Source organism: Anoxynatronum sibiricum, from assembly GCF_039414295.1.
Taxonomy (GTDB): Bacteria; Bacillota; Clostridia; order Peptostreptococcales; family Tindalliaceae; genus Anoxynatronum; species Anoxynatronum sibiricum.
In genome coordinates, this window is record NZ_JBCITM010000012.1 from 42756 (window position 1) to 66557 (window position 23802).

Sequence of the window (23802 nt, forward strand, 5' to 3'; positions counted from 1 at the left end):
TTGCTAAAGCCTCCTTAAATGGAACCCGCCGTCCACGTTGATGACATCGCCAGTGGAGTAGGTCATTTTGGGTGAGCACAGAAGACTCGCGGCGGCGGCAATGTCTTCGGGTGTTCCCCACCGCCGGATGGGCAGCAGGCCGTCATTGATGAGACGGTCATATTTTTCGCTCACCTTGGCGGTCATGTCGGTTTTAATGATGCCTGGGCGAATCTCGTAGACCAGAATCCCCTGTTCTGCCAGCCGGTCTGCGAAAAGGGTGGTGACCATGCTGATGCCGGCTTTTGAAATACAGTATTCTCCCCGGTTCACGGAAGAGGTGTAGGAGGACAGGGAAGCAATGTTGATGATTTTGGGGGGGACTGGCCGGTCCTGCTGCTGAAGCATCAGGTTGGCCGCCTTCTGGGTCATGAAGAAAGTGCCCTTCAGGTTGGTGTTCACCACAAAATCAAAGCTTTCCGGGGTGGTTTCCAGCAGATCCAGGCGTTCTTTGGGGGCGACGCCGGCGTTGTTCACCAGCACATCGATGCGGCCGAAAACAGCCATGACTTCATCCAGAGATGCCTGGATTTTTTCTGTTGAACCCAGATCTGAGGCAACAAAGCGAACGTTTCCCTGAGAGGATGCCACCAGTTGGGCGGCGGTTTCGTTGAGGGTGCGTCCCAGACAGGCCACCTGGTAGCCATCGGCATAGAGCTCCTTCACAATGCCAAAGCCGATGCCCCGGGTGCCGCCTGTGACGACTGCCACTTTTTTCAGTTTAACGCACCTCCTTAGAAGCTGTTTGACTGCCTGTGACTGGCTGTGCCGCGGTTTCGACGGCCTGGTCAGCTGCTTCCTTAGACTTCAGGTTCTTGTACATCGGCAGGTAAACGTCTGCATCCCGCACCACACAGCCACAGGTGCCTATTTTTGATTTAAGTTCACTGCATTTGCTGCAGGAAATACAGACCAGGCTGCGGTTCAGAGCTTCGTGGGTCAGTATATCCCGGGCAAAATCCGGGTAAGCAATGGCTTCCCGGCCAAAGCCCGCCATGCGGCACAACCCCTGTTTGGCGCTGCCGGCAGCCACCTGGGCGGCAAACTGACGAAACCAGCTGTAGCCAACGCCCACCACCACAGCCTGGGGGAAATCCTGCTGAATGGAACCGATTTCCCGAATGAGTCTTTCACAACTCTCGATGGCCATTTCATCAGGCACGTAAGCACCCATGTCATAAGGTTTGTTGATGTGGGGAATGAAATAGGGGTTCCCCATGGTGAGACCGAAAACTTCCACGCCCCGGTCCAGAAGCAGCTGCATCAGCAGCTTGGGCTCTGTCAGATCAATGTTGCTGCCACTGGCTTCCGACACGCCCCAGCCCTGGGGATACGGCTGGGCATCATAGATATTCATGCGGGTGGCCAGGATCAGCCCCTCACATTGGGCATCTTTTTTCACGGCGTCCACCACTTCCAGCATCATGCGGGTGCGGTTTTCAAAACTGCCGCCGTAGCGGCCTTCCCGCTCAAAGGCTGAAAGAAGCTCGCAGAGCAGGTAGCCGTGACAGGCCTTAATATCCACCCCGTCAAAACCGGCTTTGCGGCTGAGGCGGGCGGCACTTAAAAAAGTGGCCTGCAGCTCATCCAGGTAATCATCGGTCACCAGGGGATAGGTGTCGTCAATGCCCAGGCGGTCATCCAGCCGCTGCTTGTGGGTGGCGATCACCGGGCTGGGTTTTCCATTCACTTTGTGATAGCGGCCAGAGTGGTTCAGCTGAATGATGGTGATGGGATTGAAGTCAGGCCCGTAGGCTTCCCGGGCGGTTTTTTTAATCAGGTCGTTCAGGGCTTTGAAATCTTCCCAGTTATCTTCCTTTATCCAGAGCTGCTTGTCATTGGAGCGGCCGTCTTTCGTGACGCTGACAGCTTCAACCCAGATGAGACCGGCGCCGCCCCGTGCCATTTTTTCATACTTTCGAAGGGTCATTTCGGTGGGGCTTCCATTGGCGTCGGCATCGCCGCCTTCCATGGGAAGGGTTGCCAGGGAATTAGGGATCACGTGGTTTTTCAACGAAACCGGACGGCCCAGTACCGAGAGATCTTCTGAAACTTGAATGGACAGGTTCAGTTCCTGCACATCTGCTTTCAGTTGTTCCAGATCTTTATATTGAAATTTTCCAAGACTTGTTTGATTGAAATTTGCCAAGACATAACCTCCTGCCACTCCCGCTGCAGCCGGTTGAGTGATTTTCACAGATCAAGTCAGATCACGAATCATCTGGTTGATCTTTATGGTCAACTTCATTATAGTGAAGGGGATGGCAGGTTCATACTGATAAGTTGCTCAAAAATTGATGAAAGTTGCTGTGGACAAAAGGAGGCACTATGGAACATAACCGGATTGATATGAACTATCGCACTCTAACCGCTCAAAATCAAGGGTTGTCGGATCATTTTCATATTGGGTATGAGATGATTTTGGTGACAGAGGGCGAATCGGTTTTCACCATAAATGATCAAATTCGCCATTTCAACACCCATAGCCTGATTTTCATTAACAACCTGGAGAAGCATCGCATGCAAACCTACAAAACCCCTTACTCCCGGTACATTATTATCATTGAAGCCGATTATTTTGACAGTGTGATGAAAGACCCTGCCTTGCTGTCCATTTTTAAAATTCGTCCCAAAGATTTTAAGAACGGGTTTCAGCTGCGCACCGAAGATGTGCAGCCCATCCAGCAGCTTTTCGAAGCCCTCGGTGGTATTCATCAGAAGAAGGAGGAGTTCTGGCAGATTGAGTTCACTGGCCTTTTGTCACAGCTGATGGTGCTTCTGTTCAGAGGTTACCGGCAATACTTTCCCATTCAGAACATCGACAAGGCTGAAAGGCGCATTTTTGAAATTCAGGCTTTCATCGATGAGCATTTCAAAAAGCCCATTTCTCTGGAGTTTCTGGCGGAGGAATTTTATGTGAACAAATATTACCTGGCTCATTCCTTTAAAGAAGTTACCGGGTTTACCATTAAGCAATATATTCTACTTAAAAAAATTGCCTTTGCCAAGAACGAGCTTTATTTCACTGAAAAAAGTATTACCGAAGTGGGCATGGACAGTGGTTTTAACAGCCAGAGTCACTTTATTCGCATGTTTCAGCAAAAAGAAAACAAAACCCCCCTTCAGTTTCGTAAGCACTATCGGAAAAAAAGCGGTGTGTCAGGAGAACGTTAACTGACTGAATGAATCATTGGTTTTTTGTGAGGTGGCAGACTTTTTTGATGGGACTCGCGTCAATGATGGAAGAAGATCAACTGGAAGCTGATAAACCACCGATGAAACAGAGAACGGTGATTGACGCCCATTGGAAAGAAACTGAAAGGAATGAAACGACAAATGTTGTGGACAAGAGCGGAACTGAAAAGCAATGCCAAGGATTTTTTGCGCAAGCACTACTGGAAGTCTTTTCTCATCGCCCTGGTGATCGCCATCACCGGAGGTAATGAGTACATGATGCAAAACGGCGGCGGTGGCGGCCGAGGAGGCAACCGTGGAGGCTCAGGGATAGGAGTGGAGCTGGGAGAGGTTTTTTCCGGTGGCGGCAGCCCTGTTCCCACCAACTGGCTTTTTGAAAAGATTGGGATCTCCACCATTGTCTTTATCTCATTGGGTATGTTTATTGGCGGCATTGCTGTTTTCATGGCTTTCCGCATATTGGTGGGAGCGCCCCTTGATGTGGGCGGTCGTACCTTCTTTCTGCGGGGTCTGAGTGAAGAACCTGACGTGGGAGACTTGGCCTGGGTGTTTCGATCAAAGCATTATCTGAATGTGGTGAAAGTGATGTTTCTCCGGGGACTGTACAATTTTCTCTGGACACTGCTGCTGATCATACCAGGAGTCATCAAGCATTATGAATACCGGATGGTACCCTATATTCTGGCAGAAGACCCGACGCTGAATGCAGATGCCGCCATTAAACAAAGCATGGTGTTAACCGAAGGGCACAAATGGGCCATGTTTGTGCTGGACCTGTCATTCTTAGGGTGGTACATTTTGGGAGGGTTGATGCTGGGTATCGGCGTGTTCTTCGTGCACCCCTATTACGAAGCTACTTATGTACAACTTTACGACACCCTGCGGGGTGGTTCGCCGGAAGAAGTGGAACTGGTGGAGGAAGCTGCCTGGTAGTATAGCCGGTAGTTCAAGGAAAAGCCCACACCGTTCTGGTACGGGCTTCAGACTGCAAACAAAATATGATGAAGACAAGGGATTTGGTAAAGGGCAGCCTTGGAAATCTTGCAAAAACACACAAGATTGGAATCAGCTGTTCTGGCCAAATCCCTTTGTCTTCAGGTCAATAATCCACCAGGGTTGCAAAGCCGCCAAAGGCCATGCGCTTATAGTCAAAGGGCTCTGAACCTTCAGCAGGCATGAGGGCTTCCATGCGGGGACCAGCCATCACCGCTTCATTTACCCGTTCCCTGAACCGTGTGGAGATTCGGTGTGCCACCGGCAACCACAAGAGCCGGGCCATTCCCCAACAGTTGAGATTTGTCGCAGAAGGTGTTTTGAGAGAAGCAGAATGGCTTTATGACCATTATGTGGATCATGTGGTGTATGCCATGCTGGCCAGTGAATGGAAATCAGAAAAAGGAGGCGGTCGTCGTGAAATACCAAGTGATCAAAAGCCATGAACCTGAAACGGATAAGCCCATTCAACTAAAGCAGGGGGAACGGGTGATTCCTGGTGAACAGGCAACCTACTGGCAAAACTGGACTCACTGCACCACGCCTGGGGGAGAGCAGGCTGGCTGGGTGCCGGCACAAATCCTGAAGGAAACTGCAGAAGGCACCTTCGTGACAGAAGACTACGATGCCTTTGAGCTGACGGTGGAGATGGGACAGATGCTGGAGCTGGTAAAAGAGCTGAATGAGTGGGGCTGGTGTCGAACAACGACGGGCGCTGCCGGCTGGGTGCCCATGGAAAACCTGGTGCCTGAAAGCAAGTAAATGCCAGCAGCATTGAAGCTATCGAAGCAGTTGAAGTTGTTTAAGTTGTTGAGATTTTGTTTAGAAACACTGTGATAGAATGGGCTTCGCGGGGCCAGTTGTTGTCAAAACAGCAGCCCAACTGAAGCTGTAGCAGCACTTATGAATGGGACATCAATCGAGCAGACCAACAGGCAACCGCAACGGGGTTGTCTGTTTTTTGTGGCTAAGGAAATAGTATGCGCAAAAAGGCTGTGGATAAAGTTTTTTAAGGTTTTGCTTTTCTATCCACTATTCCTTATTACCTATCCACTGAAAACCCGCCGGAAAGGAGGCAAACCAATGGCAGACCAACAAATAACGGCACTGCAAAGACGGCTGATCAAGCTGGAACTCATGGTGGCGCATATGCAGGATGTGATGATAGAACTGGACAGGCAGGGCTGCTATCGGTATTTGTCTCCTTCCTATGAACGCTGCTTTGGCAAAACCGATGGCCTTCTGGGAACCAACTGTTTTCATTCCATCCATCCCGATGACCGGGAGCGGGTGAAGGCTGTTTTCCAGCGGGGATTCAACGCCATGGGAGATGAACAGGTGACCTACCGCAACTATCATCCTGAAAAAGGCTATCAATGGCTGGAAGCCCGTGGAACCACTTTCTATAACGATGAAGGAGAGCCCCGGGCATTGGTCACTGTCAGAGACATCACCCGGCGGAAGCAGGAAGAAGAGGCGTTGAAAAGGAGTGAAGAAAAGTACCGGCGTATTTTTGAGCATGCCCCTCTGGGAATTTACCATGTCAATGTGGAGGGCTACATCACCCATTGCAACGAGCTGTTAATTCGCATGATTGGCTCCAGCAGAGAGGCCATTGTGGGACTGAATGCATTAAACCTTAAAGATCAGGCATACACCAAGGCGCTGAGAAGAGCCCTGGGGGGAGAGGATGCCTTCTATGAGGGGGGTTATGCATCGGAAACAGCTAAAAAAGTGACGCCGCTGAGAGTTTTCTTCGCACCCGTTAAAGATTCGGTGGGTGAAGTCACGGATGTCATCGTCATTGTGGAGGATGCCACTGAAAAGAAGTTGACAGAAGAACGACTGCGGCGCATTGAAGAACGTTGGCAGTTTGCCGTGGAAAACAGCGGCGACGGCGTCTGGGACTGGAATATCATGACGGGTGAAAATCAAATCTCCGACCGGTGGGCCCAAATGCTGGGCTATCATCCCGGTGACATTCGGGTGGATGTGGAGGACTTTTTCAACCTGCTTCACGCGGAAGACAGGGAGCAGGTGCGGTCATGGCTGGGAGACTATGCCCGGGGAGAAGATTCCCGGTATTGGAATGAATTTCGGATGCGCTGTGATGATGGCAGCTACAAGTGGATTTTATCCATCGGAAAAATTGTGGAGTGGACAGCATCGGGAAAACCGCTGCGGGCCATTGGCACCCACCGGGATATCACCCGGCAGAAGGAAGCGATGGAAGCCCTGAAAGAAAGCGAACGGAGCAAGGCGGTGCTGCTGTCCAACCTGCCCGGCGTGGCATACCGGTGTGAACGGCGGGAAGACGGGTGGCATATGGTGTATGTCTCACAACAGTGTCACGAACTGGTGGGATATCACCCGGAAGAGTTGATCAGAAAAGAGGCTAACTTGAAAGAGATGCTGGTGCCGGAAAAACTGGTTGCACCGGCGTACCAGAACCTTCTATGGCAAAAATGGCAGGAATGCCTGGCGCAGAAAGAAACCTTTTGCAGTGAATATCAGGTAAACACAAGGCAGGGAGAAATGCTGTGGGCTTGGGAGCAGGGGAGGCTCTTTGAAAACAGCCTGGGGGAAGTGACGGCTATTGAAGGATTCATCACCGACATAACAGAGCGCAAAGAAGCGGAAGAGAAAAACCGGCAGCTGGACCGGCTGAAAGACGAATTCTTAGCCAACACCTCCCACGAGCTGCGCACCCCTCTTAACGGGATTATCTCACTGGTGGATGGTCTGCTAAAAGGCATTGGCGGACCACTGGCACCCAACCAGCGGAAAAATCTAAAGCTGGTGCTAGTCAGTGCCCGGAGGCTTTCCAGCCTTGTGAACGACATATTGGACTTTTCCCGGATCAAAAACAGAGATATCCGTCTGCATCTGAAAAACACAGATATTTCAAGCATTCTGGCCATGGTGGTGGAACTGTTCCGACACCAAATTGATCATAAAGAGATCTGCCTGGTGAACCAGGTTCCCCGGGAAATGGACATGATCTGGGCAGATGAGAACCGGATGAGTCAGATTCTCTTCAACCTTATTGGCAATGCCGTCAAGTATACCGAAAAAGGAACCATCACCATCAGTGCTGAAATCATCAACGGAATGATGCGACTGGCAGTGGAAGACACAGGCATCGGTATTCCGGAGGACCGATTGGATCAGGTTTTTGAAGCTTTTAAGCAAAGTGGCTATTCTCCTGAAAAAGAAGGCGGAGGCACCGGTCTGGGGCTGTCCATCACCCGGCAGCTGGTGGAACTCCACGGGGGAACCATAGCGGTGACTTCTACACTGGGAAAAGGAACCACCTTCACCTTCACCATGCCCCTGGCATCCGGCGACAACCGCCTGCCATGCCGGGATTATGGAAAAAACACCGGTGAAACGGAGCCATTCCCACAGCAGGTCACAGCCCATGAATCCCACTCCTTTTATGTTCAGCCGGTAACCGAAATTCACTTGCCTGCGGTGGAAAAAAGCGAGTTCACCATTATGCTGGTGGATGACGAACCGGTGAACATTCAATCCCTGGTCAATGTGCTGTCACTGAAGGGGTACCGCACCATTCATGCACTGACAGGGCAGCAGGCACTGGAAATGCTGGCAGCTGGAAATGAGCCGGACCTATGCATTGTGGACGTGATGATGCCCCGGATGAACGGTTTTGAGGTGTGCCGGGAAATCAGAAAGCAGTACACCAGCTTTCAGCTGCCGGTGATCTTTCTCACGGCCCGCTATGGTGAGCAGGATCTGGCGCTGGGCTTTGACGCCGGCGGCAATGATTTTCTTCATAAACCCTTTGAAGAGACAGAGCTGATTGCCCGGGTGGCCACCCTGCTTCAGCTCAAAAAATCAGTTGCTGCCGCCATGGCGGCAGAAGTGGCATTTTTACAGGCTCAGATCAAACCCCACTTTCTGTATAATGCCCTGAATACCATCGCCGCCCATTGTGAAAATGGCAGTCAGGAGGCAGGGCATCTAATTCTTTCTCTGGCCCGTTACCTGCGGGGCAGTCTGTGCTTTGAGAATTTACATGAAACGGTGACGCTTGAAAAAGAACTGGCCCTGACAGATGCCTATGTCGCCATCGAAAAAGCTCGGTTCCCTGATATTCAGGTACTTTTTCAGATTGAAGCACCGTCAGATTGTCTGTTGCCCCCTGTTACCCTGCAGCCACTGGTGGAAAACGCCATTCGTCACGGGATCCGTCAGAAGGAAGGCGGCGGAACCGTTCTGGTGCGCGTGATAGAGCAAGATGAAAAGCTGTCTGTGGAAGTGGTGGACGATGGGAAAGGGATGACAGACCATCAGGCAGCTCAGGTGCTTTCCATAACCGGTGAATCGGGCAGTGTGGGCTTGCGGAACATTCACACCCGGCTGCAGCGTCTTTACGGCACCGGACTCATCATTGAAAGCCAGCTTTGGGAGGGGAGCAAGGTCAGTTTCTCTCTGCCATGCAGGTATGAAAGTACCTGTGCCGATCCGGCCACAAGAAAGGAGATGTTCCATGTACCCCTCTGAAACCCCGCGGGAGCAAATGCACGCTGCAATGGAGAACCAACAGCCCGCCGATCAACTGACGACTAAAGTGGAAGAAGCCCACCGCAACCTGAAAGGCATGATTCGCATCCTGGAAAAAATGGTGGAACTAAAAGATCCTTATACTGCCGGACACCAGCAAAATGTGGCAGCTATGGCGGTTGCCATTGGCCGGAAAATGGGGCTGACGGCGGATCGGCTTGAAAGCATCGAACTGGCCGGGGCGATTCATGATATTGGCAAGATCGGCATTCCCACCGACATTCTCTGCAAACCGGGGAGGCTCAGTAACATTGAGATGATGCTGGTGCAAGAACATGCTGCCCACGGATTTTTGCTGTTGCAGGGGGTTTCATTCACCTGGCCGCTGGCGGAAATTGTCCATCAGCATCATGAGCGGGTCAATGGTTCGGGCTATCCCCGGGGGCTCGCAGGAAAAGAGATGATGGTGGAGTCAAAAATTGTGGCAGTGGCCGATGTGTTTGATGCCATGGCATCCCACCGGCCCTATCGCCCGGCACTGGGTGAGAAAGCGGCACTGGAGGAACTCAGAAAAAACAAAGGCGTTCTCTATGACACACAAGTGGTCAATGCGTTGGAAGCCGTGCTGGGGGAAGCGCAGCTCGTGGAAAGCAAGCAAACAGAAAAAAACACAGGGTTGTTTAGATTTTGTTTAGAAAGCATCTGATACAATGGTGCATGTGATCGGATCGATTAACAGATAAAGGGAGAAAGGAGGTGCCGCGAAATGATGAATCGAAACATGAAACACCTGATGATGGCAACAACAGCTGTTACCATGATGACCGTGGGGTTGGGCGTTTGGATGATGAACACCCAGGCTGGAAAAAGCGCGGCGTCTCGACTGACTTCCATATCTGTCGAATTCCTTGTGAATGTGATCCATGTGATGGTGGGCGCGTGCAAGGGGTTCGTGGCGTAACCTTCGGTACGATTGCTTGAACGTAATTTTGCGGGCAACAGGCATCTGCTTCGTATGGGGTGTCTGTTTTTGTGTGTCTTAAACTGAAATCGCACACTTTGAATATTAATAACGAATTGTGAAAATGAATGGAGCTGATCTTGTGAATCACCACTTGAAACCAAATACTTTTAAAAAACCCGTTACTATCCAGGAAATGATTTTCAACATTATAAAAGGCGGCTTTTCTCTGTTGGGATTGCTGATGATTACAGCCATTGCCGGAGGAATCTTCTCTCAGATGAAAGCCCATCATCCGGTGATCCTGACGGCAGGCCTGTTGGTGTTTGCAGCGGCCCTGTACCTGGGATCTCAAAAAAGAAGAGATGCCCTGCTGCATGTGATTCATCAGGTTTTTCGAATGGAACGTCTGATGATGCTGGAAGAAACAGAAGCCTTGATGCTGGAAGAAAGAGATCGAGTTGCCGGTGAAACCAAATCGCTGGATGACTGGCGCTAATGCCCATCAAAAACCTTTATCTGCGAGCCGATCACACCGGGTAATCGCCAATCACCGCCTGTCGAAGAAACAATCGGCAGGCGGTTTTGCTTGTGGCTATTGAAACGGCCTTCGTAAAGAAGCTGTTGATAAAGTGCTAGCATGGGGATTAGGTTTGTCTTTTGTATTCATTGTTCCTTATTGCCTGTTCACTGCAAAGCCGCCAGAGGTGGCTTTGACTCTTTGTCATGATATAATATGCGATATGAAACCATAACGGGAGGCGAGAGGATGCAGAAAATCACCGTTATCACCATGGGAGTTCCCACAGGGGAAGCCATTCAAAGTCAATTGACGGCACTGCTGAAAGGTAAGGTAACGGTTGAAACCCGGCTGGCCTCGGAGGTGGAGCGGCCGATTCTACATGCAGACCTGCTGCTGTTCAGCAGCGAGGCGCTGGCGAAGGTGATTCTGAAAAGTGGTGAACCATCCATCCCCTGGATGGTGGCCCGGCGGGTGATCAATCACCGCAATATAGGCGATGTCATTAGCCTGCCCCGGGGAAGTCGGGTGCTGCTGGTCAACGACTTTGCCAACACGGCCCGGGAAGCCCGGGATCAGCTGGTGGAAATTGGTCTGGATCACATTGAATACCTGCTCTATTCGCCGGGAAGTCCGCTTCCTTTCAAAGCAGAGGTGGTCATCACCCCGGGAGAGGTGGACTTGGTGCCGTACCCGCCCCGACGGCTCATCAACATTGGCAGCCGCATTCTTGATGTTCAGAGCATTCACGGAATCGTGCAACAGCTGGGGCTGGAAGACGTGTTCACCAAAAGCGTTGTCACCGGGTATTTAAAGGACATTGTGACCATCACCCATCTCATTGAAGAAAAGCGCAGAACAGCTCTGGCTTCAGAAAAACAACTTGAAGCGGTGTTCAACAGCGTGGATACCGGTCTGATTCACGTGGATGAAGAGGGGCGGGTGGTGAATCTGAACCAGCGGGGCGCTTCCCTCATGGGAAAAAAGCGGAAGGATTTACTCTATCAGCCCCTGGATTCATGGCTCCCACTGGGAAGTAATCCATTAACAGACGGCCATTCCTGGATTTCAGATCTGGAGGGAAGGGAATGTCTTTTTGAAGTGCGCAAAATCAGTTTTGATGACCGGCTGGGGTATCTGATCACTGTGGGTGACGGCGATCAGATATCCAAATGGGACCACACCATTCGCCGCAGCAGGCAAAAGAGCATGCAGCGAAAGCGCCATGATTTTCAGGACTACCTCACCCTTCACCCGGCAATGAAGCTGGTGCTGAAACGGGCCAGGCAGTTTGCCCGCACCGACGCCACCATTCTGATTCAGGGAGAAAACGGCACAGGCAAGGAAATATTGGCCCAGGCCATTCACCAGCATTCGCTGCGAAAAAGAGAAGCCTTTGTGCCGGTCAATATTGCAGCAGTATCTCCCAGTTTGCTGGAGAGTGAGCTTTTTGGCTATGAAGAAGGTTCTTTCACCGGAGCTCTGAAAGGCGGCAAACGGGGACTCTTTGAAATTGCCAGCGGCGGCACTATTTTCATTGATGAAATCGGAGAAGCGCCCCTGTCCTTTCAGGTGAAACTGCTGCGGGTGCTGGAGGAAAAACGGATCAGGCGGGTGGGCGCGTTGGAGGAGATTCCCGTGGATGTGCGGGTGATTGCCGCCACCAACCGAAATCTGATGCAAATGGTGGATCAGGGAGCTTTTCGGGAAGACTTGTTTTTTCGCCTGAACATTCTGCCGCTGAAAACCATTCCCCTGCGCCACCGTCGGGAAGACATTCCTTACCTCCTCCAACACTTTTGCCGTATCAGCTTTGGAAGGCATCACCACATGGACCTGACAGACCTGTTTGAGGCAGAGGCCCTTGCCTTTTTAGAGCAGCACCGCTGGCGGGGCAATGTGCGTGAATTGATGAACCTGGTGGAATACCTTTCTCTGATTTATGAAGGTGAGCGCATCGGTATGGAAGCGCTTTACGGATATCTTCCCACCGACAAACAGGTGCCGGAGCTCCCGCTGCTGAACCGGGACGAATATTGGGTGTTAAACCAAATTGACAGTTGCGGCGGTACTGGTGTGGGGCGAAAAATGCTGGCTAATCTGGCGGAGGAACAGGCGTATCCCCTGGGAGAAGGAAAAATCAGACGGTTGTTGATGGAACTGACAGAAAAGGAGCTGCTGGCATCGGCGGGGTCGCACCAGGGATGTCATCTTACCCGAAAGGGTGCGGCACTTCTTCAGAAGTGGAGAAATGTTGGGGCTGGCATGGATGAAAGCAACCAATAGATGGATAAAATTATCCAATGCCGGGGGTGTCCGCCATTTCCAATAATCGATAATCCTTGAAAAATCATTCTTCCCATGACTGGCATGCTTCTTGCTTTGATGGATGAATAGAACGGAATCATCCATCATCCATATCAGAAAGGAAGAGTGACGATGAACAACAAGCAACTGGAAAGAAAAGCCCCCACTTTCGGACAGTCCATCGCCCCCATTGTTTTCATGGTGCTGGCGCTGACCATTGGCGTGGGGTACCTGAAGTTTCGGACGGAGCCCATGCTGATCCTGTCTGCCTTTTTCGCCGGTGCCATTGCCTGGCGGTTGGGGTTATCGTGGCAGGAAATGCAGGAAGGCATCATCGAAAAAATCTCCAAAGCTCTGCCGGCCACGCTGATTCTGTGGAGCGTGGGGTTCCTTATTGGGGCCTTCATGTTTGCCGGCACCGTTCCCATGATCATTTATTATGGGGTTGAAATTGTGAATCCCCGCTTTCTGTTGGTAACGGCGTTTCTGATTTCTGCCATTCTCTCCACGGTGACAGGCACCTCCTGGGGATCAGCCGGCACCATCGGGGTGGCCCTCATGGGCATTGCCGGCGGCTTGGGGGTTTCACTCCCCGCCACGGCAGGTGCAGTGGTGGCTGGAGCTTACTTTGGCGATAAAATCTCCCCCCTCTCCGATACCACCAACCTGGCGCCCATTGCGGCGGGCAGTGAGCTGTACGAGCACATTAAACACATGATGTATACCACAGTGCCTGCGGCTCTGGTGTCCATTGTGGTGTATCTTATTGTCGGACTTCGGGCATCTGGTGATGTCTCCACCCCTGAAATGGTGATTACCCTTCAGGACCAACTAAGCAGCATGTTCAGCTGGAGCCCCCTTCTCCTGTTGCCGGTGGTGCTGATCATTCTTGGTTCACTGAAAAAATGGCCCACCATTCCCACCATGCTGGGCACCTCTCTGGTGACCCTTGTCGTCGGTGTGGCGGTACAGGGTTTCACTTTCCTGAATGGCTTTGCTTCTCTCATCAATGGATTCAATGTTTCCATGACGGGCTTTGAAGGCGAAGTGATCAATGAAGTGACCCGGCTTATTAACCGGGGCGGGGTGGCTTCTGTCACAGGCACCACGGTGCTGATTTTCAGTGCCATGGGTTTTGCCGGGATCATCAGCAAAGCCGGTATGCTGGATGTGGTGTTGAATGCCTTGCTGTCACGGGTGAAAACCAACGCCGGCGTCATTTTGTCCACCATCGCCTCATGTTTCACCGTGGCCTTCGTTACCGGCAGCTCCTACCTGTCCATCCTCATTCCCGGTGAGCTGTTTAGAGATGGCTACGTAAAACGCAACCTGCATCCCAAGAACCTGTCCCGCACCCTGGAAGATTCGGGAACCGTGCTGGTACCCCTCATTCCCTGGTCGGCGGCGGGCGCTTATATGACCGCCACCCTGGGGGTGCCCACCATCCAGTACCTGCCCTGGGCCATTTTGAACTACATGGGAATTGTGTTTGCCATCATTCTCGCCTTCACCGGCATTGGCATTGCCCCATTGAATTCGGACGAAACGAAAGATGCCGCTAAGAAAGCATCAACGTCAAAGGCACCGGTAGCTGACGCAGCAGCAGCTGCCGAATAGTCCATGAGCAACAAGGGTATGAAGAGGTAAGGGAATCAAACACCTCATTCCCCGATGAACAACGGCTTTCCCCAAGGAAAGACTTTGGTGTTAAAGGAGTCATAGCCATGATCTTAATCAAACAAGCATCCATCTACGCACCAGCCTTCCAGGGAGTGCAGGACGTGCTTCTGGGCGGCGAAACCATTCTCTTGATGGGCGAAGCCATTGAACTGAACCACCCGGATGTGATGGTGATTGACGGTGCCGGCAAACGACTGATGCCGGGGCTCATCGACCAGCACGTCCACATCACCGGTGGCGGTGGTGAAGGCAGCTTTAAAACCCGGGTGCCTGAAATCACCCTTTCCAGGCTGGTGGAGGCGGGCATCACCACTGTGGTGGGCCTGCTGGGAACCGACGCTTCCACCCGCAGCGTGGAAAATCTGGTGGCCAAGGCCAAAGCCTTGAAGGAAGAGGGCGTCACCGCTTATGCCCACACCGGTTCTTATGAATATCCCAGTGTCACCCTCACTGGGTCTGTTCGGAAAGATATTGTTTTTATCGACGAAATCATCGGTGGCAAGGTGGCTCTTTCAGACCACCGTTCTTCCAGCCTCACACCGGCAGAGCTGGCCCGCCTGGCGTCTGATGTGCGCACCGCCGGCATGCTTTCCGGCAAAGCGGGAGCCCTCATCGCCCACATGGGAAGCGGTCGCAGGGGAATGGGAATGATCAGAGAGGTGTTGGAAACCACCGATATTCCCATTACCACCATTCGGCCCACCCATGTGAACCGGGCTGAAAGTCTGCTTAAAGAGGCCCTTGAATTTGCCAAAAACGGGGGAATTATTGATATCACCTGCGGCACCTACCAGGAATGGCCGGCCCACCGGGTGATTCAAATGGCCCGGGAGAAGCAGGTGCCTCTGGAGAACATCACCATCAGCTCTGATGGTTACGGCAGCTGGTCCACTTACGACGAAAAAGGGGTCATGCTGAAGATTGGGGTTTCTCAGGTGTCCAGTTTTTGGGAGTCGTTGCGGTACCTGGTGGTTGAAGAAGGATTCGCCCTTGAAGAAGCCCTTCCCTTTTTCACCATTCACGTGGCAAATGCCCTGTACTTGCAACACAAAGGCCGGGTGGCGGTGGGGGCAGACGCCGACCTGCTGTTGGTGAACAACGATATGGAACTGGAGTCTGTCATTGCCAGAGGCCGTTTGATGATGCATGAAGGCAACTGTCTGGTGAAGGGCACCTACGAAGTTTAAGTGGCACTTACAAAGTTCAAACAAGATTGGAGTCAGCTGGCCGGGCCAAAGCCCTTTGTCTTCAACCTCAAATGGCATCTGCCATTCTTTAACATGGGATGTTGAGCCATTGGTGATCCATCATAGTCTATATTCGCAACTTGTTTGCCGCCGGAGAGTGCCTGATGCATTCGCCGGCGGTGTTTTACTGCCATCACTTTCGTGATACAATGAAAGGCAGAAGGACTGATTTGATCCGGCTGACCGGACGAGACAAAAAGAACTGGAAAGGTGTGATGACATGCAGTATAAACTGGTGCATACCTGCCTGCGGGTGAAAGACCTGGAGGCATCCCTGAAGTTTTATACCGAAGGACTGGGGCTGAAGGAAACCCGTCGGAAGTCTTTTCCCGAGCATGATTTTGACCTGGTGTTTCTCAGTGACGAAGCCGGGCATTTTGAAATTGAACTGACCTACAACTACGACAGAGAAGAGCCCTACGAAGTGGGCAATGGCTTCAGTCATATGGCTATGACGGTGAATGATCTGGAGGCTTCCCGTGAGCGGCATGAACAAATGGGATATCCGGTGACCAAGCTCATGGGCCTGCCGGGAAGCCCGCCCCGTTATTATTTTGTCACCGACCCCGACGGGTATGATGTGGAAATTATTCGGGCTCAGCCGGAAGCATGATCTTCTGGTGAAACTGTAAAGGAGGAGAAACATGCGCGTACAAAAAGATCAGGCGGTGGGCGTGCTCATTGATGTGCAGGAAAAACTGGCGCCCCACATTCATGAAATGGACCAGGTGCTTCAAAAGCAGGTGATGCTGGTGAAGGGCCTGCAGCATCTGGGGGTACCAGTGCTGGTAACAGAGCAGTATGTGCGGGGCCTGGGCAAGACCCTGCCGGCGCTTCAGGAGTTGGTGAACACCGATGAGGCACTGGAAAAGATGGCATTTTCCTGCTATGACGATGCCGCCTTCGAAGAGAAACTTCGGAAAACGGGACGAAAAACCGTGATTCTCTTTGGCATTGAAACCCATGTCTGCGTACTGCAGACAGTGCTGGACCTGGTGGAAAACGGCTATCAGCCTGTGGTCATTGAAGACTGCGTGTCTTCCCGAAAACCGGAAGACAAAGCCATTGCCCTGCGCCGTATGGCTCAGGAGGGGGCGGTGATTTCCTCCGCCGAGTCCATTCTCTTTGAGCTGTGCCGGGTGGCGGGAACCGATGAGTTTAAGGCTATTTCCCGTCTGGTGAAATAAATCTTTTTTCCAGGGGAAAGAAATCTCAATGTAAGGGACTCGCTCTGGGAGGATTCATTCATCGAAGAAAAAAAGAGGCCTGCCACCGACTTGTGCCAGTGATGGGCCTCTTTTGATGTCAAAAAAAGACATGCGCACAAGAAATGCGAGTTGTTGAAAACAGAGAGAAGCATTCGCGGCGAAGGGATTCGTATCAGAAATCACCTGGAGAATACCTGATAGCTATGATGATCACGTATGTTATATCTTCTTCAATGCGGTAAATTGCTTTGATGATGCGGATAGAAGTTTTCGGCGAGCTCTCTTGCTACAAATATTTTTTTTTCACGCAGTAAGCCACCAGCTGCACCCGGTCCCGAAACCCATGGCGGGTCAGCATCCGGGAGATGTAGTTGCGCAGGGTACCATAGGAAATATAGAGCTGCCTGGCGATGGATTCGCTGTCATAGCCCTCCAGCAGCAGGCGCAAAATGTTCAGTTCCATGACGGAGAATTCTGGATTTTTTTCCTGCAGGGATTCAGTGGGTGGCAAAGAAGGGTCACCAGAAGATGAAAGATCATCGGTGTCGCCCATCCTGGCTGCTGTCGAAGGTTCACCCCCGGTGTCGGCGTCAACCAGTCGTGTAAAAGCGCTTTCGTCCAGCACTTTGAAGCCTTTCATGCAGTTCTCCATGGCAGAAAAAAGATCATTGCCTGAGGTGGTTTTCAGCACGTAGCCATCAATGCCGGCCTTTAATGCCGGCAGCATGGTTTCTTCATCATCAAAGGTGGTGAGCACCAGCACCCGGATTTCCGGGTGCTCTTTTTTGATGCACCGGGTGGCGGCGGCACCGTCCATCAGGGGCATTTGCAGGTCCATCAGTATCAGGTCCGGTACCAGTGAACGGCACAGTGCAACGGCTTCTTCGCCGTTGCAGGCATTCCCCACCACCTGAAACCGGGAATCCCGCTGTAGGTTTTCCTGAAGCATTTCCCGAAAAAGGGTCTGGTCATCAACGATCACAACGCGAATCATATGCATGGCTCCTCTCGTCTTCAAAAACGGCCTGCCGACCAACGGCAGTCTGGTGATGGGGTGAAGGGGATGGTGATGCTGTTGGTGCTGATTCCAGCGGCAGGGTCACTTTGACGGTAAAGCCCTGGGCAGATGGCTTCAGAATCAGCTGGCCCTTGAGCTGGTGGATGCGGCGGCGCATGCCGCTGATCCCCATCCCCTCCTCCAGGGGAGTTGTGCTGTGGCCGTCATCCCGAATCATGAAATGCAGGGATTCAGCTGTTTGTTCACAAGTCACTTCCAGCTGGTGAGCAGCGCCGTGACAGACGGCGTTGATGAAGGCCTCCCGGCAGACTTCTGTCAACGCGTGGCAAATGGGTGCGGGGAGAAGCTCTGGAAGTTGGGAAAGATGAACGTTGATGCCAATCTCCCGATAGATGGCAGCCAGGGTGGTCAGTTCCTGACAAAAGTGCTGGGGCATGGGTGTGTTCAGGGTTTCTTCATCAAAGGCAAGGAGCATTTCCAGGGCTTTTTCCATCCGCCGGGTTCCTTTGTCCAGGTCATGGGGCATCTCCTGCAAGGCGGTATCGGCGGCGGCGGCCACAAAGCCAATGCATTGGCCCAGACGATCATGAATCTGTTGGACCATCACCTGCCGTTCCTGATTTCGGGCAATGTCAAAGCGGCGGCTCATCAAGTCTTTCAGAATCCGGTTACTGTGAGACAACTCTTCATTCAGCTGCTCCAGCTGGTGGGCGCGAGTGACAAAGCTGCGCAGATCCTGGATTACGTGTACGTGGCTGGACCTTGAGAAAGCTGCCAGCGGTCGTGTGTGTACATGAAAACTGCCGGAAGGCTGTGTTGTCAGCCGGTCGAGAAACAAAGGCCAGTGATCGTCGGAAGAAGTGGTATGAAGCTGGCGGGCCAGTCTTTCAAAAGCAGGGTTTACCATGACAACTCGATCACGGGAGTCGGTGACGGCCACAGGTTGATAGAGGCGGTCAATCAACTGACGCAGGGCCAGTGGGGTGAAATGCTGCTTGATGTAAGGCGCCAGGGACAGCAGAAAAAGGCCGGCCTCAAAACCGGCACTCGCCAGCCCTGTAAGGGAAGCAGCCTGCAGGGTGATGACGCCGGAGTTGATCACCGCCGGATGACGCAGCCAGGTCAGGAGAGCATAGAGGGCACCGGGAAAAATCATGAGGGCTCCCCACCAGAGGGTTTGGGCATACACTGGCGCAGCCGCCTGGGGGGATGTTTTCATCCAGAAGAGATAATAAGCATAGAGGAATAGAATTCCCAACGCCAGGAAGGTGCTGATCTGAGGCAATACGGTGGCGGGGGCCAGCGGTGTGACAGGCATGGAAAACCGGTGCTGCAGCATTTCCAGTAAAAAGAAAAGATGCAGCACAGAGAAGCCGATTCGCAGCAACATGCCGGGCCAAAAAGGCGTTGCGGCTGAAAAAAGCTTATGAAAGAAAACGACGCCGATGAAGGAGGCCAAACAGGTGAGGGTGAGCATTGGAATCAGCCAGATCATGAATCATCACCGGCTTTCAGGGGCAGTGAGAGGGTGGTTCGCTGCACATCACTGCCGCCGCTGCGGGTAAGCGTGCCATCCATCAGCCAGAATAAATCCGGTAATAACAGGTTGCTTTCTGCAGCGTGGGAACGGGGAGCCGTATCCATTAACAGCAAAGTAAGGTGCTGGGGGGTGGCAGTCAATTGCAGCATGATGGGAATGGGTGCGGTGTCGTCTTGAGATGAAGGATGCAGCTCTAAAACGAGGGCCTGTAAGCATGCAAAAAGGCAGCGATAAAGGCATTCGGCCTGTCGCAGCGGCATGGATCGGCTGCCGGTGGGGATCAGGTCAATGGCAAGTCCCAGGGGGAGATAAGCCTGACATAACGCCTGCATCAGGGCTGCCAGGTGACGCAGGGGAAACAGACTGGATCTGACGCGGTAAAGGTATAACCGCAGCAGTTGATGGCAATGAATCGCTTGCAGGCGCACCTGAATGACCTGCCGGTGAAAAGCCCCAGCTGATTTGGTGTTGAGAGAGGCGGCAACGGCTTCGTGCAGGTCGGTGAGCTCGTGCCGCAATAACTGGTTCATTTCTCGCAGAAAAAAACGCCGCTCCTGCTGGGCAGCCTGGTCGGCTGTGCCGGCAAGACTGACTTTCAACAGCTGGTTCACCTGTTCCAGATTTCGGGTTTTCTCATGAAGCTGCTGAATCTGAAGGCGGGGAAGGGTGATGTTTTCCAACGCCAGCACAAAGCCGGGGCCTGCCGGCTGCACACGCAGTGAATAGGCGGCGGTTGGATCAAGGGGCGTCAGACCTGTTTTTTCCCAAAGTCCTTCGGCGGTGAAGGTGGATTCCGGTTGCAGGGAAAGGGATTTCAATTGTTTCGGGTTGAGGCGGGACACTGCCTGAAAATGTGCTTCATAATAGGTGTTGTAATGGATGGGGCAACCGCTGGTGTCGGTCACCACCGCTGCCAGGGGGAAGGCTTGAATGATGTTATCAAGGTTTTTTTCGCGATAAAGAGAAGTCTTTTTCAGCAGCAGGGGCACCAGCACAAGAATCATCAGGGTGACTGCCGCCAGCAGCGGGTCAGTCAGAGGAGAGGCGGATTCAGGCAGTGGCAGTGTCCAAAGAGATACCAGGAACCAGCTGCAGGGAAAAAACCACCAGAATAATGGAAACAAAAGGCGTTGTCTCACATGCCGGCGGGAAATAAGGCGCCAGCCCTGAAAAGAGTGATAGAACAGCGGCAATGTCCAGAGGGTGTCGATCCATGGCCGCAGGGGATAGGCGATTAAAGTGGGATGCACCAGCTGTACCAGGCGGAAAAAGAGCCAGAAGCCCAGCAGGCATGACAGAAAGAAAAAAGTATCAAACAGAACCCCTCGCTGCAAACGAAAGAGAACCACAGTGGCAGTCACCGTGACAAGGATCAGGAGAGTCACGAGCCAGAGGCTTTTCAGGAAGAGTAGATCCGACAACAGGTGAACAGATTCGCCGTGCATACGGTTACCCCCTTTATATCCATCATACCAGAAAAATGAAAAAACATTCAATCTTTCATTGACAGAGCGATAAAGTCAACACCAGCCCGTTGCAATGGCTACAGATCACAGGGATCTGCCGGGGAAATGAAGTGACAACATTGATGACATTCTGTGTGACAGTTTCGATGACAGTTGTGAATCGACAGCCTTGAAACCCGCAGTCTATACTGAAAGTGATTCAGAGACGGGCCCAGATTGAGAGGAGGGTTATCATGTTGCAAGAGGGAGAACAAGAGAGAGGCAAATGGACCACCAATTTGCTGGTGGAGGGAAACCGAATGCTGGGAGAGTTGGTCATCACCGATGCACACATCTATTTCAAAAGCCAGTATCTTATTTCCCTGGAATCAGTGGTGCGCATGGGCGTTTTTAAACAATATGGGAATGATGCGGAACAGATGCTGTGCATTCCCCGAAAGAGCGTGAGCCGTATTACGGCAGAAGAGAAGATGCTGAAAAAGAAAATTCTACTGGAAACGACTGCGGGTAATCTGGTAATTGATAACGGCATGATGTCGGTGAAAGCCATGATGCAAGCACTGGAACCCGAAGGACTCTCTGTGGAAAGAAGATAAGGAGTGAGAGGTATGAGAATGACAGACCTGCTGGTTCCACTGTTGTTTCTCTTCGGCTTCGGCTTCATGGCCTGGCGGTTGATGAAAGGCAAAAAAGACAGGGATCAGCAGCTGACGCAACTGGCAGCCGCCAGGGGGTGGCACTTTTACCCTGGAAAAGGAGGCGGTGTGGTGGATCATCAACATCCCGAAGAGCGCAACAGGCTTTTCACGCTGGAAGGTGTCACAGCCGCAGGGACTTCGTGGCGTCTTGAGTCAAGGGGAAAAATGGAGCTAAAAGGGCAGCGGACACTGCCGGCTTATACGCGGCTGGTGCTGGAACAGTTCAGTGAGGTTCCGGTGATGATGATTCCAGACCCGGGAAGTGAGTTGCCGGCAGGCATGATGAGCCGTCTGCTGGAAAACTACGGCGTACACCCGGAAGAGGGGGTTCTGAAACCGGCTGCATGGCCAAAGGGAATGGAGCCGCGGTACAGGCTGTATGCAAAGGCGCCGGAAAGACTGGCCCCTTTACTGGAAATTGTCGCACAGGCCTTGCCAGTCTGGGCTGGGAAACTGCCGGCAGCCCGGCAGCCAGTATTTCTGGGTGGTGATGAAACCGGCCTTTTTCTCAACTGGGGCATCGAAAAGCCGGAAGATGTGGCGGCGCTGGTGACATTGGCGGAAAACTGGTCGGAAGTGCTGGCCAGGCTGACAGCATCAGATGAGGCACCGGCTGGGGCTGAAGATGAAGGCAACAAAAATAAGGCCATGCACGGTGTATAACTGCTGGGTGTGTAAGTGTTGAAAGAGGGGAACAGCCATGTTGAAACAGCTGTATCAAAAAAGCCTGCATAACCTTCCGAGAACGGCAGCGTTGAGGGTTTTTAGGTTAAAAGTGTTGGCGTTGACGCTGGTGATGATGGTGCTTCTTGCTGCCCCAGTTCCCGCAGAAGCCTGGGGCTACGCAGAGTACAATGGGTTGGTTCATCGCAGCGGCCGGGTGATTCCTCTGCCTGACGGATACGTGTTGGAGGCAGACCCGGACGGGCCGACACTGGAAAATGACCCCCGGGAAGGATTTCAGGAGGGCTTGATTCCCGTGAGGGAAACAGATTCAGGGCTTTATGGATACATGAATATGGAAGGTGAAATCGTCATTGCACCCCAGTTCACCCTGGCCCAGCCTTTTTCGGAAGGCCTGGCAGCAGTGGCGCTGGACGAATGGTTTCAGCAATGGGGGTGGATCAACCCCCAGGGAAAAATGGTGATCGAACCCATCTACGACGCAGGTGGGTCATTCAGGGAAGGAGCTGCCTGGGCCTCAGTGTACCTGGGTGAAACCTTGGCGGAAGACCCGGCCTATGGTTTTCTTCGCCCAGACGGCAGTCTGCTCACCCATTTCAAATACTACCTGGCTGGTGATTTTCGGGAAGGCATGGCACCGGTATGTGAACTGCTGCAGTGGGGTTTCGTGAATCTTGAAGGTGAAGAAATCGTACCGCCTCAGTATGACTGGGTATCCTCCTTTGTGGAAGGGGTAGCCGTGGTCAGGCTCTATGACAGTCACGGATTGGTGAACCGGCAGGGTGACCTGTTGTGGCTGAAAGACTACGATACCCTTTCCGATTTTTATGAAGGTTATGGGGTCGCTTCCCGGGGCGGAGACCACTGCATCGTCACCCTGGATGGCAGGGAAATTCCCCTGGAACCCCCCATACAAGGTCTTCTCTACTTCAATGCCGACCGGGGAGAAGGCTTTCGCTATGGGATGCTGCCGGTGATCGCCGCCGACGGCACCCAGGGATACGCCGATCTTTCGGGAAGGTTGGTCATTAGCGGACCCTACGAGCAGGTCTTTGGTTTTCGGAACGGTCTGAGCGGGGTGATGATGTTCACCGACGAAACCAGTCAAATTAACCATGAGCAATTTCAGCAGGTTGTTGGATTTATTGATCTGGAAGGAGCGATGGTCATTGATCCGGTTTTTCCCATGGCGGGCAGCTTTAACGAAGGGCTGTGCCCGGTGATGAACACTGAAAGGCGCTGGGGGGCCATTAATATGTGGGGCCAGTGGGTCATCGATCCGGTGTTTCTGGAAATGGGAGCCTTTGTCAGCGACTACGCACCAGTGGTGCTGCCACCGGACTGGGTGGCAGCAGCTTCGGTGACGGTAACGCCAGACACGACAAATAGATCTGATGAAGAAAATGAGAAAAACGAAGGGAATGATGTCGATATAGGAAATGAAACAGCGAACAATCACTCATTAACAAAACAATCTGGACTTGTGGGCTGGCTGATCCCTGGTCTTGTGCTGATGGTACTGGTAACGGGAACGGGGATGTGGCTGAAAAGAAAGTCGTAACATGATTTTTCATCAGATGCCATCAATTTCCATCGGATGCAGACAGGGATACCCTGTCCCATTGCGTCAGTGTATGGAATGCGCGCAGGACAGATGTGTCAATGCCGGTGAGGTACCATGTTCCAACGCGCGGTAGTCGTGGTAGTCTATACGGAAGT

The 23802-nt window shown here is 52.4% G+C and carries 22 protein-coding genes; 16 read left to right on the forward strand and 6 right to left on the reverse strand.

All coding sequences use genetic code 11. From position 1 onward, the window contains the following. Positions 1-3 precede the first annotated feature (3 nt). On the reverse strand, positions 4-750 hold the full coding sequence (locus AAIG11_RS11810) for a 3-ketoacyl-ACP reductase (protein ID WP_343186448.1): 747 nt from the start codon (positions 748-750) through the stop codon (positions 4-6). Between the two features lie 10 nt (positions 751-760). Then, the gene (locus AAIG11_RS11815) at positions 761-2188 is read right to left on the reverse strand and encodes an oxidoreductase (protein WP_343186449.1); all 1428 of its coding nucleotides are present in this window, start codon (positions 2186-2188) and stop codon (positions 761-763) included. A 179-nt stretch (positions 2189-2367) separates the two neighbouring features. On the opposite strand from AAIG11_RS11815, the gene AAIG11_RS11820 reads away from it, so the two are divergent. From AAIG11_RS11820 to AAIG11_RS11855, 8 genes are all read left to right on the forward strand, one after another. Then, complete coding sequence (locus AAIG11_RS11820; protein WP_343186450.1) at positions 2368-3213, forward strand: helix-turn-helix domain-containing protein; 846 nt, start codon at positions 2368-2370, stop codon at positions 3211-3213. 150 nt (positions 3214-3363) lie between these two features. Then, positions 3364-4167, forward strand: a complete 804-nt coding sequence (locus AAIG11_RS11825) for a DUF975 family protein (protein WP_343186451.1) — start codon at positions 3364-3366, stop codon at positions 4165-4167. A 254-nt stretch (positions 4168-4421) separates the two neighbouring features. Further along, on the forward strand, positions 4422-4673 hold the full coding sequence (locus AAIG11_RS11830) for a GNAT family N-acetyltransferase (protein ID WP_343186452.1): 252 nt from the start codon (positions 4422-4424) through the stop codon (positions 4671-4673). Continuing rightward, positions 4645-4989 carry an SH3 domain-containing protein gene (locus AAIG11_RS11835; protein ID WP_343186453.1) on the forward strand — a complete coding sequence of 115 codons (345 nt, stop codon included), beginning with the start codon at positions 4645-4647 and terminating at the stop codon, positions 4987-4989. The genes AAIG11_RS11830 and AAIG11_RS11835 overlap by 29 nt, the downstream gene beginning before the upstream one ends. A gap of 321 nt (positions 4990-5310) precedes the next feature. Beyond that, on the forward strand, positions 5311-8754 hold the full coding sequence (locus AAIG11_RS11840) for a PAS domain S-box protein (protein WP_343186454.1): 3444 nt from the start codon (positions 5311-5313) through the stop codon (positions 8752-8754). Further along, complete coding sequence (locus AAIG11_RS11845; RefSeq protein ID WP_343186455.1) at positions 8741-9460, forward strand: HD-GYP domain-containing protein; 720 nt, start codon at positions 8741-8743, stop codon at positions 9458-9460. The genes AAIG11_RS11840 and AAIG11_RS11845 overlap by 14 nt, the downstream gene beginning before the upstream one ends. Positions 9461-9520: 60 nt before the next feature. Next, positions 9521-9715: a hypothetical protein gene (locus tag AAIG11_RS11850; RefSeq protein WP_343186456.1), complete on the forward strand. Its 195-nt coding sequence runs from the start codon at positions 9521-9523 to the stop codon at positions 9713-9715. A 154-nt stretch (positions 9716-9869) separates the two neighbouring features. Beyond that, a complete protein-coding gene (locus AAIG11_RS11855) occupies positions 9870-10214 on the forward strand; it encodes a hypothetical protein (RefSeq protein WP_343186457.1) in 345 nt (114 codons plus the stop codon). On the opposite strand, the gene AAIG11_RS11860 is transcribed toward AAIG11_RS11855, so the two are convergent. Further along, entirely contained in the window at positions 10211-10357 is a 147-nt protein-coding gene (locus AAIG11_RS11860) for a hypothetical protein (RefSeq protein ID WP_343186458.1), read from the reverse strand. The two genes, AAIG11_RS11855 and AAIG11_RS11860, sit on opposite strands and share 4 nt — an antisense overlap. 127 nt (positions 10358-10484) lie before the next feature. Between AAIG11_RS11860 and AAIG11_RS11865 the strand changes: the two genes are divergently transcribed. The 5 genes from AAIG11_RS11865 to AAIG11_RS11885 all read left to right on the forward strand — a co-directional run bounded on the left by AAIG11_RS11865 (position 10485) and on the right by AAIG11_RS11885 (position 16656). Continuing rightward, positions 10485-12521 (forward strand): sigma-54 interaction domain-containing protein, encoded by a 2037-nt coding sequence (locus AAIG11_RS11865; protein ID WP_343186459.1) that lies wholly within the window; start codon positions 10485-10487, stop codon positions 12519-12521. A gap of 153 nt (positions 12522-12674) precedes the next feature. After that, on the forward strand, positions 12675-14159 hold the full coding sequence (gene nhaC / locus AAIG11_RS11870) for a Na+/H+ antiporter NhaC (protein ID WP_343186460.1): 1485 nt from the start codon (positions 12675-12677) through the stop codon (positions 14157-14159). Between the two features lie 107 nt (positions 14160-14266). Beyond that, positions 14267-15409, forward strand: a complete 1143-nt coding sequence (gene iadA, locus AAIG11_RS11875; RefSeq protein WP_343186461.1) for a beta-aspartyl-peptidase — start codon at positions 14267-14269, stop codon at positions 15407-15409. A 280-nt stretch (positions 15410-15689) separates the two neighbouring features. After that, on the forward strand, positions 15690-16082 hold the full coding sequence (gene gloA, locus AAIG11_RS11880) for a lactoylglutathione lyase (RefSeq protein WP_343186462.1): 393 nt from the start codon (positions 15690-15692) through the stop codon (positions 16080-16082). A gap of 31 nt (positions 16083-16113) precedes the next feature. Then, on the forward strand, positions 16114-16656 hold the full coding sequence (locus tag AAIG11_RS11885; protein WP_343186463.1) for a hydrolase: 543 nt from the start codon (positions 16114-16116) through the stop codon (positions 16654-16656). A 307-nt stretch (positions 16657-16963) separates the two neighbouring features. Here the strand turns inward: AAIG11_RS11885 and AAIG11_RS11890 are convergent, their stop codons facing one another. Genes AAIG11_RS11890 through AAIG11_RS11900 form a run of 3 tightly spaced genes read right to left on the reverse strand, consistent with a single transcriptional unit; the run spans position 16964 to position 20680 of the window. Then, the gene (locus tag AAIG11_RS11890; RefSeq protein WP_343186464.1) at positions 16964-17671 is read right to left on the reverse strand and encodes a response regulator; all 708 of its coding nucleotides are present in this window, start codon (positions 17669-17671) and stop codon (positions 16964-16966) included. Further along, on the reverse strand, positions 17649-19190 hold the full coding sequence (locus tag AAIG11_RS11895) for a hypothetical protein (protein ID WP_343186465.1): 1542 nt from the start codon (positions 19188-19190) through the stop codon (positions 17649-17651). The genes AAIG11_RS11890 and AAIG11_RS11895 overlap by 23 nt, the downstream gene beginning before the upstream one ends. After that, positions 19187-20680: a cell division protein ZapB gene (locus AAIG11_RS11900; RefSeq protein WP_343186466.1), complete on the reverse strand. Its 1494-nt coding sequence runs from the start codon at positions 20678-20680 to the stop codon at positions 19187-19189. The genes AAIG11_RS11895 and AAIG11_RS11900 overlap by 4 nt, the downstream gene beginning before the upstream one ends. A gap of 254 nt (positions 20681-20934) precedes the next feature. On the opposite strand from AAIG11_RS11900, the gene AAIG11_RS11905 reads away from it, so the two are divergent. Genes AAIG11_RS11905 through AAIG11_RS11915 form a run of 3 tightly spaced genes read left to right on the forward strand, consistent with a single transcriptional unit; the run spans position 20935 to position 23644 of the window. Next, entirely contained in the window at positions 20935-21297 is a 363-nt protein-coding gene (locus AAIG11_RS11905; protein ID WP_343186467.1) for a hypothetical protein, read from the forward strand. A 12-nt stretch (positions 21298-21309) separates the two neighbouring features. Further along, entirely contained in the window at positions 21310-22062 is a 753-nt protein-coding gene (locus AAIG11_RS11910) for a hypothetical protein (RefSeq protein WP_283408771.1), read from the forward strand. Positions 22063-22099: 37 nt separating this feature from the next. Then, positions 22100-23644, forward strand: coding sequence for a WG repeat-containing protein (locus AAIG11_RS11915; protein ID WP_343186468.1), 1545 nt, complete (start codon positions 22100-22102; stop codon positions 23642-23644). The last annotated feature ends 158 nt before the right edge of the window (positions 23645-23802 follow it).

What these genes read in the sequence shown, in the direction of transcription:
- AAIG11_RS11820 (WP_343186450.1), top strand. Translation starts at nt 2,368, where the DNA reads ATGGAACATAACCGGATTGATATGAACTATCGCACTCTAACCGCTCAA.
- AAIG11_RS11825 (WP_343186451.1), top strand. Translation starts at nt 3,364, where the DNA reads ATGAAACGACAAATGTTGTGGACAAGAGCGGAACTGAAAAGCAATGCC.
- AAIG11_RS11830 (WP_343186452.1), top strand. Translation starts at nt 4,422, where the DNA reads ATGCGGGGACCAGCCATCACCGCTTCATTTACCCGTTCCCTGAACCGT.
- AAIG11_RS11840 (WP_343186454.1), top strand. Translation starts at nt 5,311, where the DNA reads ATGGCAGACCAACAAATAACGGCACTGCAAAGACGGCTGATCAAGCTG.
- AAIG11_RS11845 (WP_343186455.1), top strand. Translation starts at nt 8,741, where the DNA reads ATGTACCCCTCTGAAACCCCGCGGGAGCAAATGCACGCTGCAATGGAG.
- AAIG11_RS11850 (WP_343186456.1), top strand. Translation starts at nt 9,521, where the DNA reads ATGATGAATCGAAACATGAAACACCTGATGATGGCAACAACAGCTGTT.
- AAIG11_RS11860 (WP_343186458.1), bottom strand. Translation starts at nt 10,357, where the DNA reads ATGCTAGCACTTTATCAACAGCTTCTTTACGAAGGCCGTTTCAATAGC.
- AAIG11_RS11865 (WP_343186459.1), top strand. Translation starts at nt 10,485, where the DNA reads ATGCAGAAAATCACCGTTATCACCATGGGAGTTCCCACAGGGGAAGCC.
- nhaC (WP_343186460.1), top strand. Translation starts at nt 12,675, where the DNA reads ATGAACAACAAGCAACTGGAAAGAAAAGCCCCCACTTTCGGACAGTCC.
- iadA (WP_343186461.1), top strand. Translation starts at nt 14,267, where the DNA reads ATGATCTTAATCAAACAAGCATCCATCTACGCACCAGCCTTCCAGGGA.
- gloA (WP_343186462.1), top strand. Translation starts at nt 15,690, where the DNA reads ATGCAGTATAAACTGGTGCATACCTGCCTGCGGGTGAAAGACCTGGAG.
- AAIG11_RS11885 (WP_343186463.1), top strand. Translation starts at nt 16,114, where the DNA reads ATGCGCGTACAAAAAGATCAGGCGGTGGGCGTGCTCATTGATGTGCAG.
- AAIG11_RS11890 (WP_343186464.1), bottom strand. Translation starts at nt 17,671, where the DNA reads ATGATTCGCGTTGTGATCGTTGATGACCAGACCCTTTTTCGGGAAATG.
- AAIG11_RS11895 (WP_343186465.1), bottom strand. Translation starts at nt 19,190, where the DNA reads ATGATCTGGCTGATTCCAATGCTCACCCTCACCTGTTTGGCCTCCTTC.
- AAIG11_RS11900 (WP_343186466.1), bottom strand. Translation starts at nt 20,680, where the DNA reads ATGCACGGCGAATCTGTTCACCTGTTGTCGGATCTACTCTTCCTGAAA.
- AAIG11_RS11905 (WP_343186467.1), top strand. Translation starts at nt 20,935, where the DNA reads ATGTTGCAAGAGGGAGAACAAGAGAGAGGCAAATGGACCACCAATTTG.
- AAIG11_RS11910 (WP_283408771.1), top strand. Translation starts at nt 21,310, where the DNA reads ATGAGAATGACAGACCTGCTGGTTCCACTGTTGTTTCTCTTCGGCTTC.
- AAIG11_RS11915 (WP_343186468.1), top strand. Translation starts at nt 22,100, where the DNA reads ATGTTGAAACAGCTGTATCAAAAAAGCCTGCATAACCTTCCGAGAACG.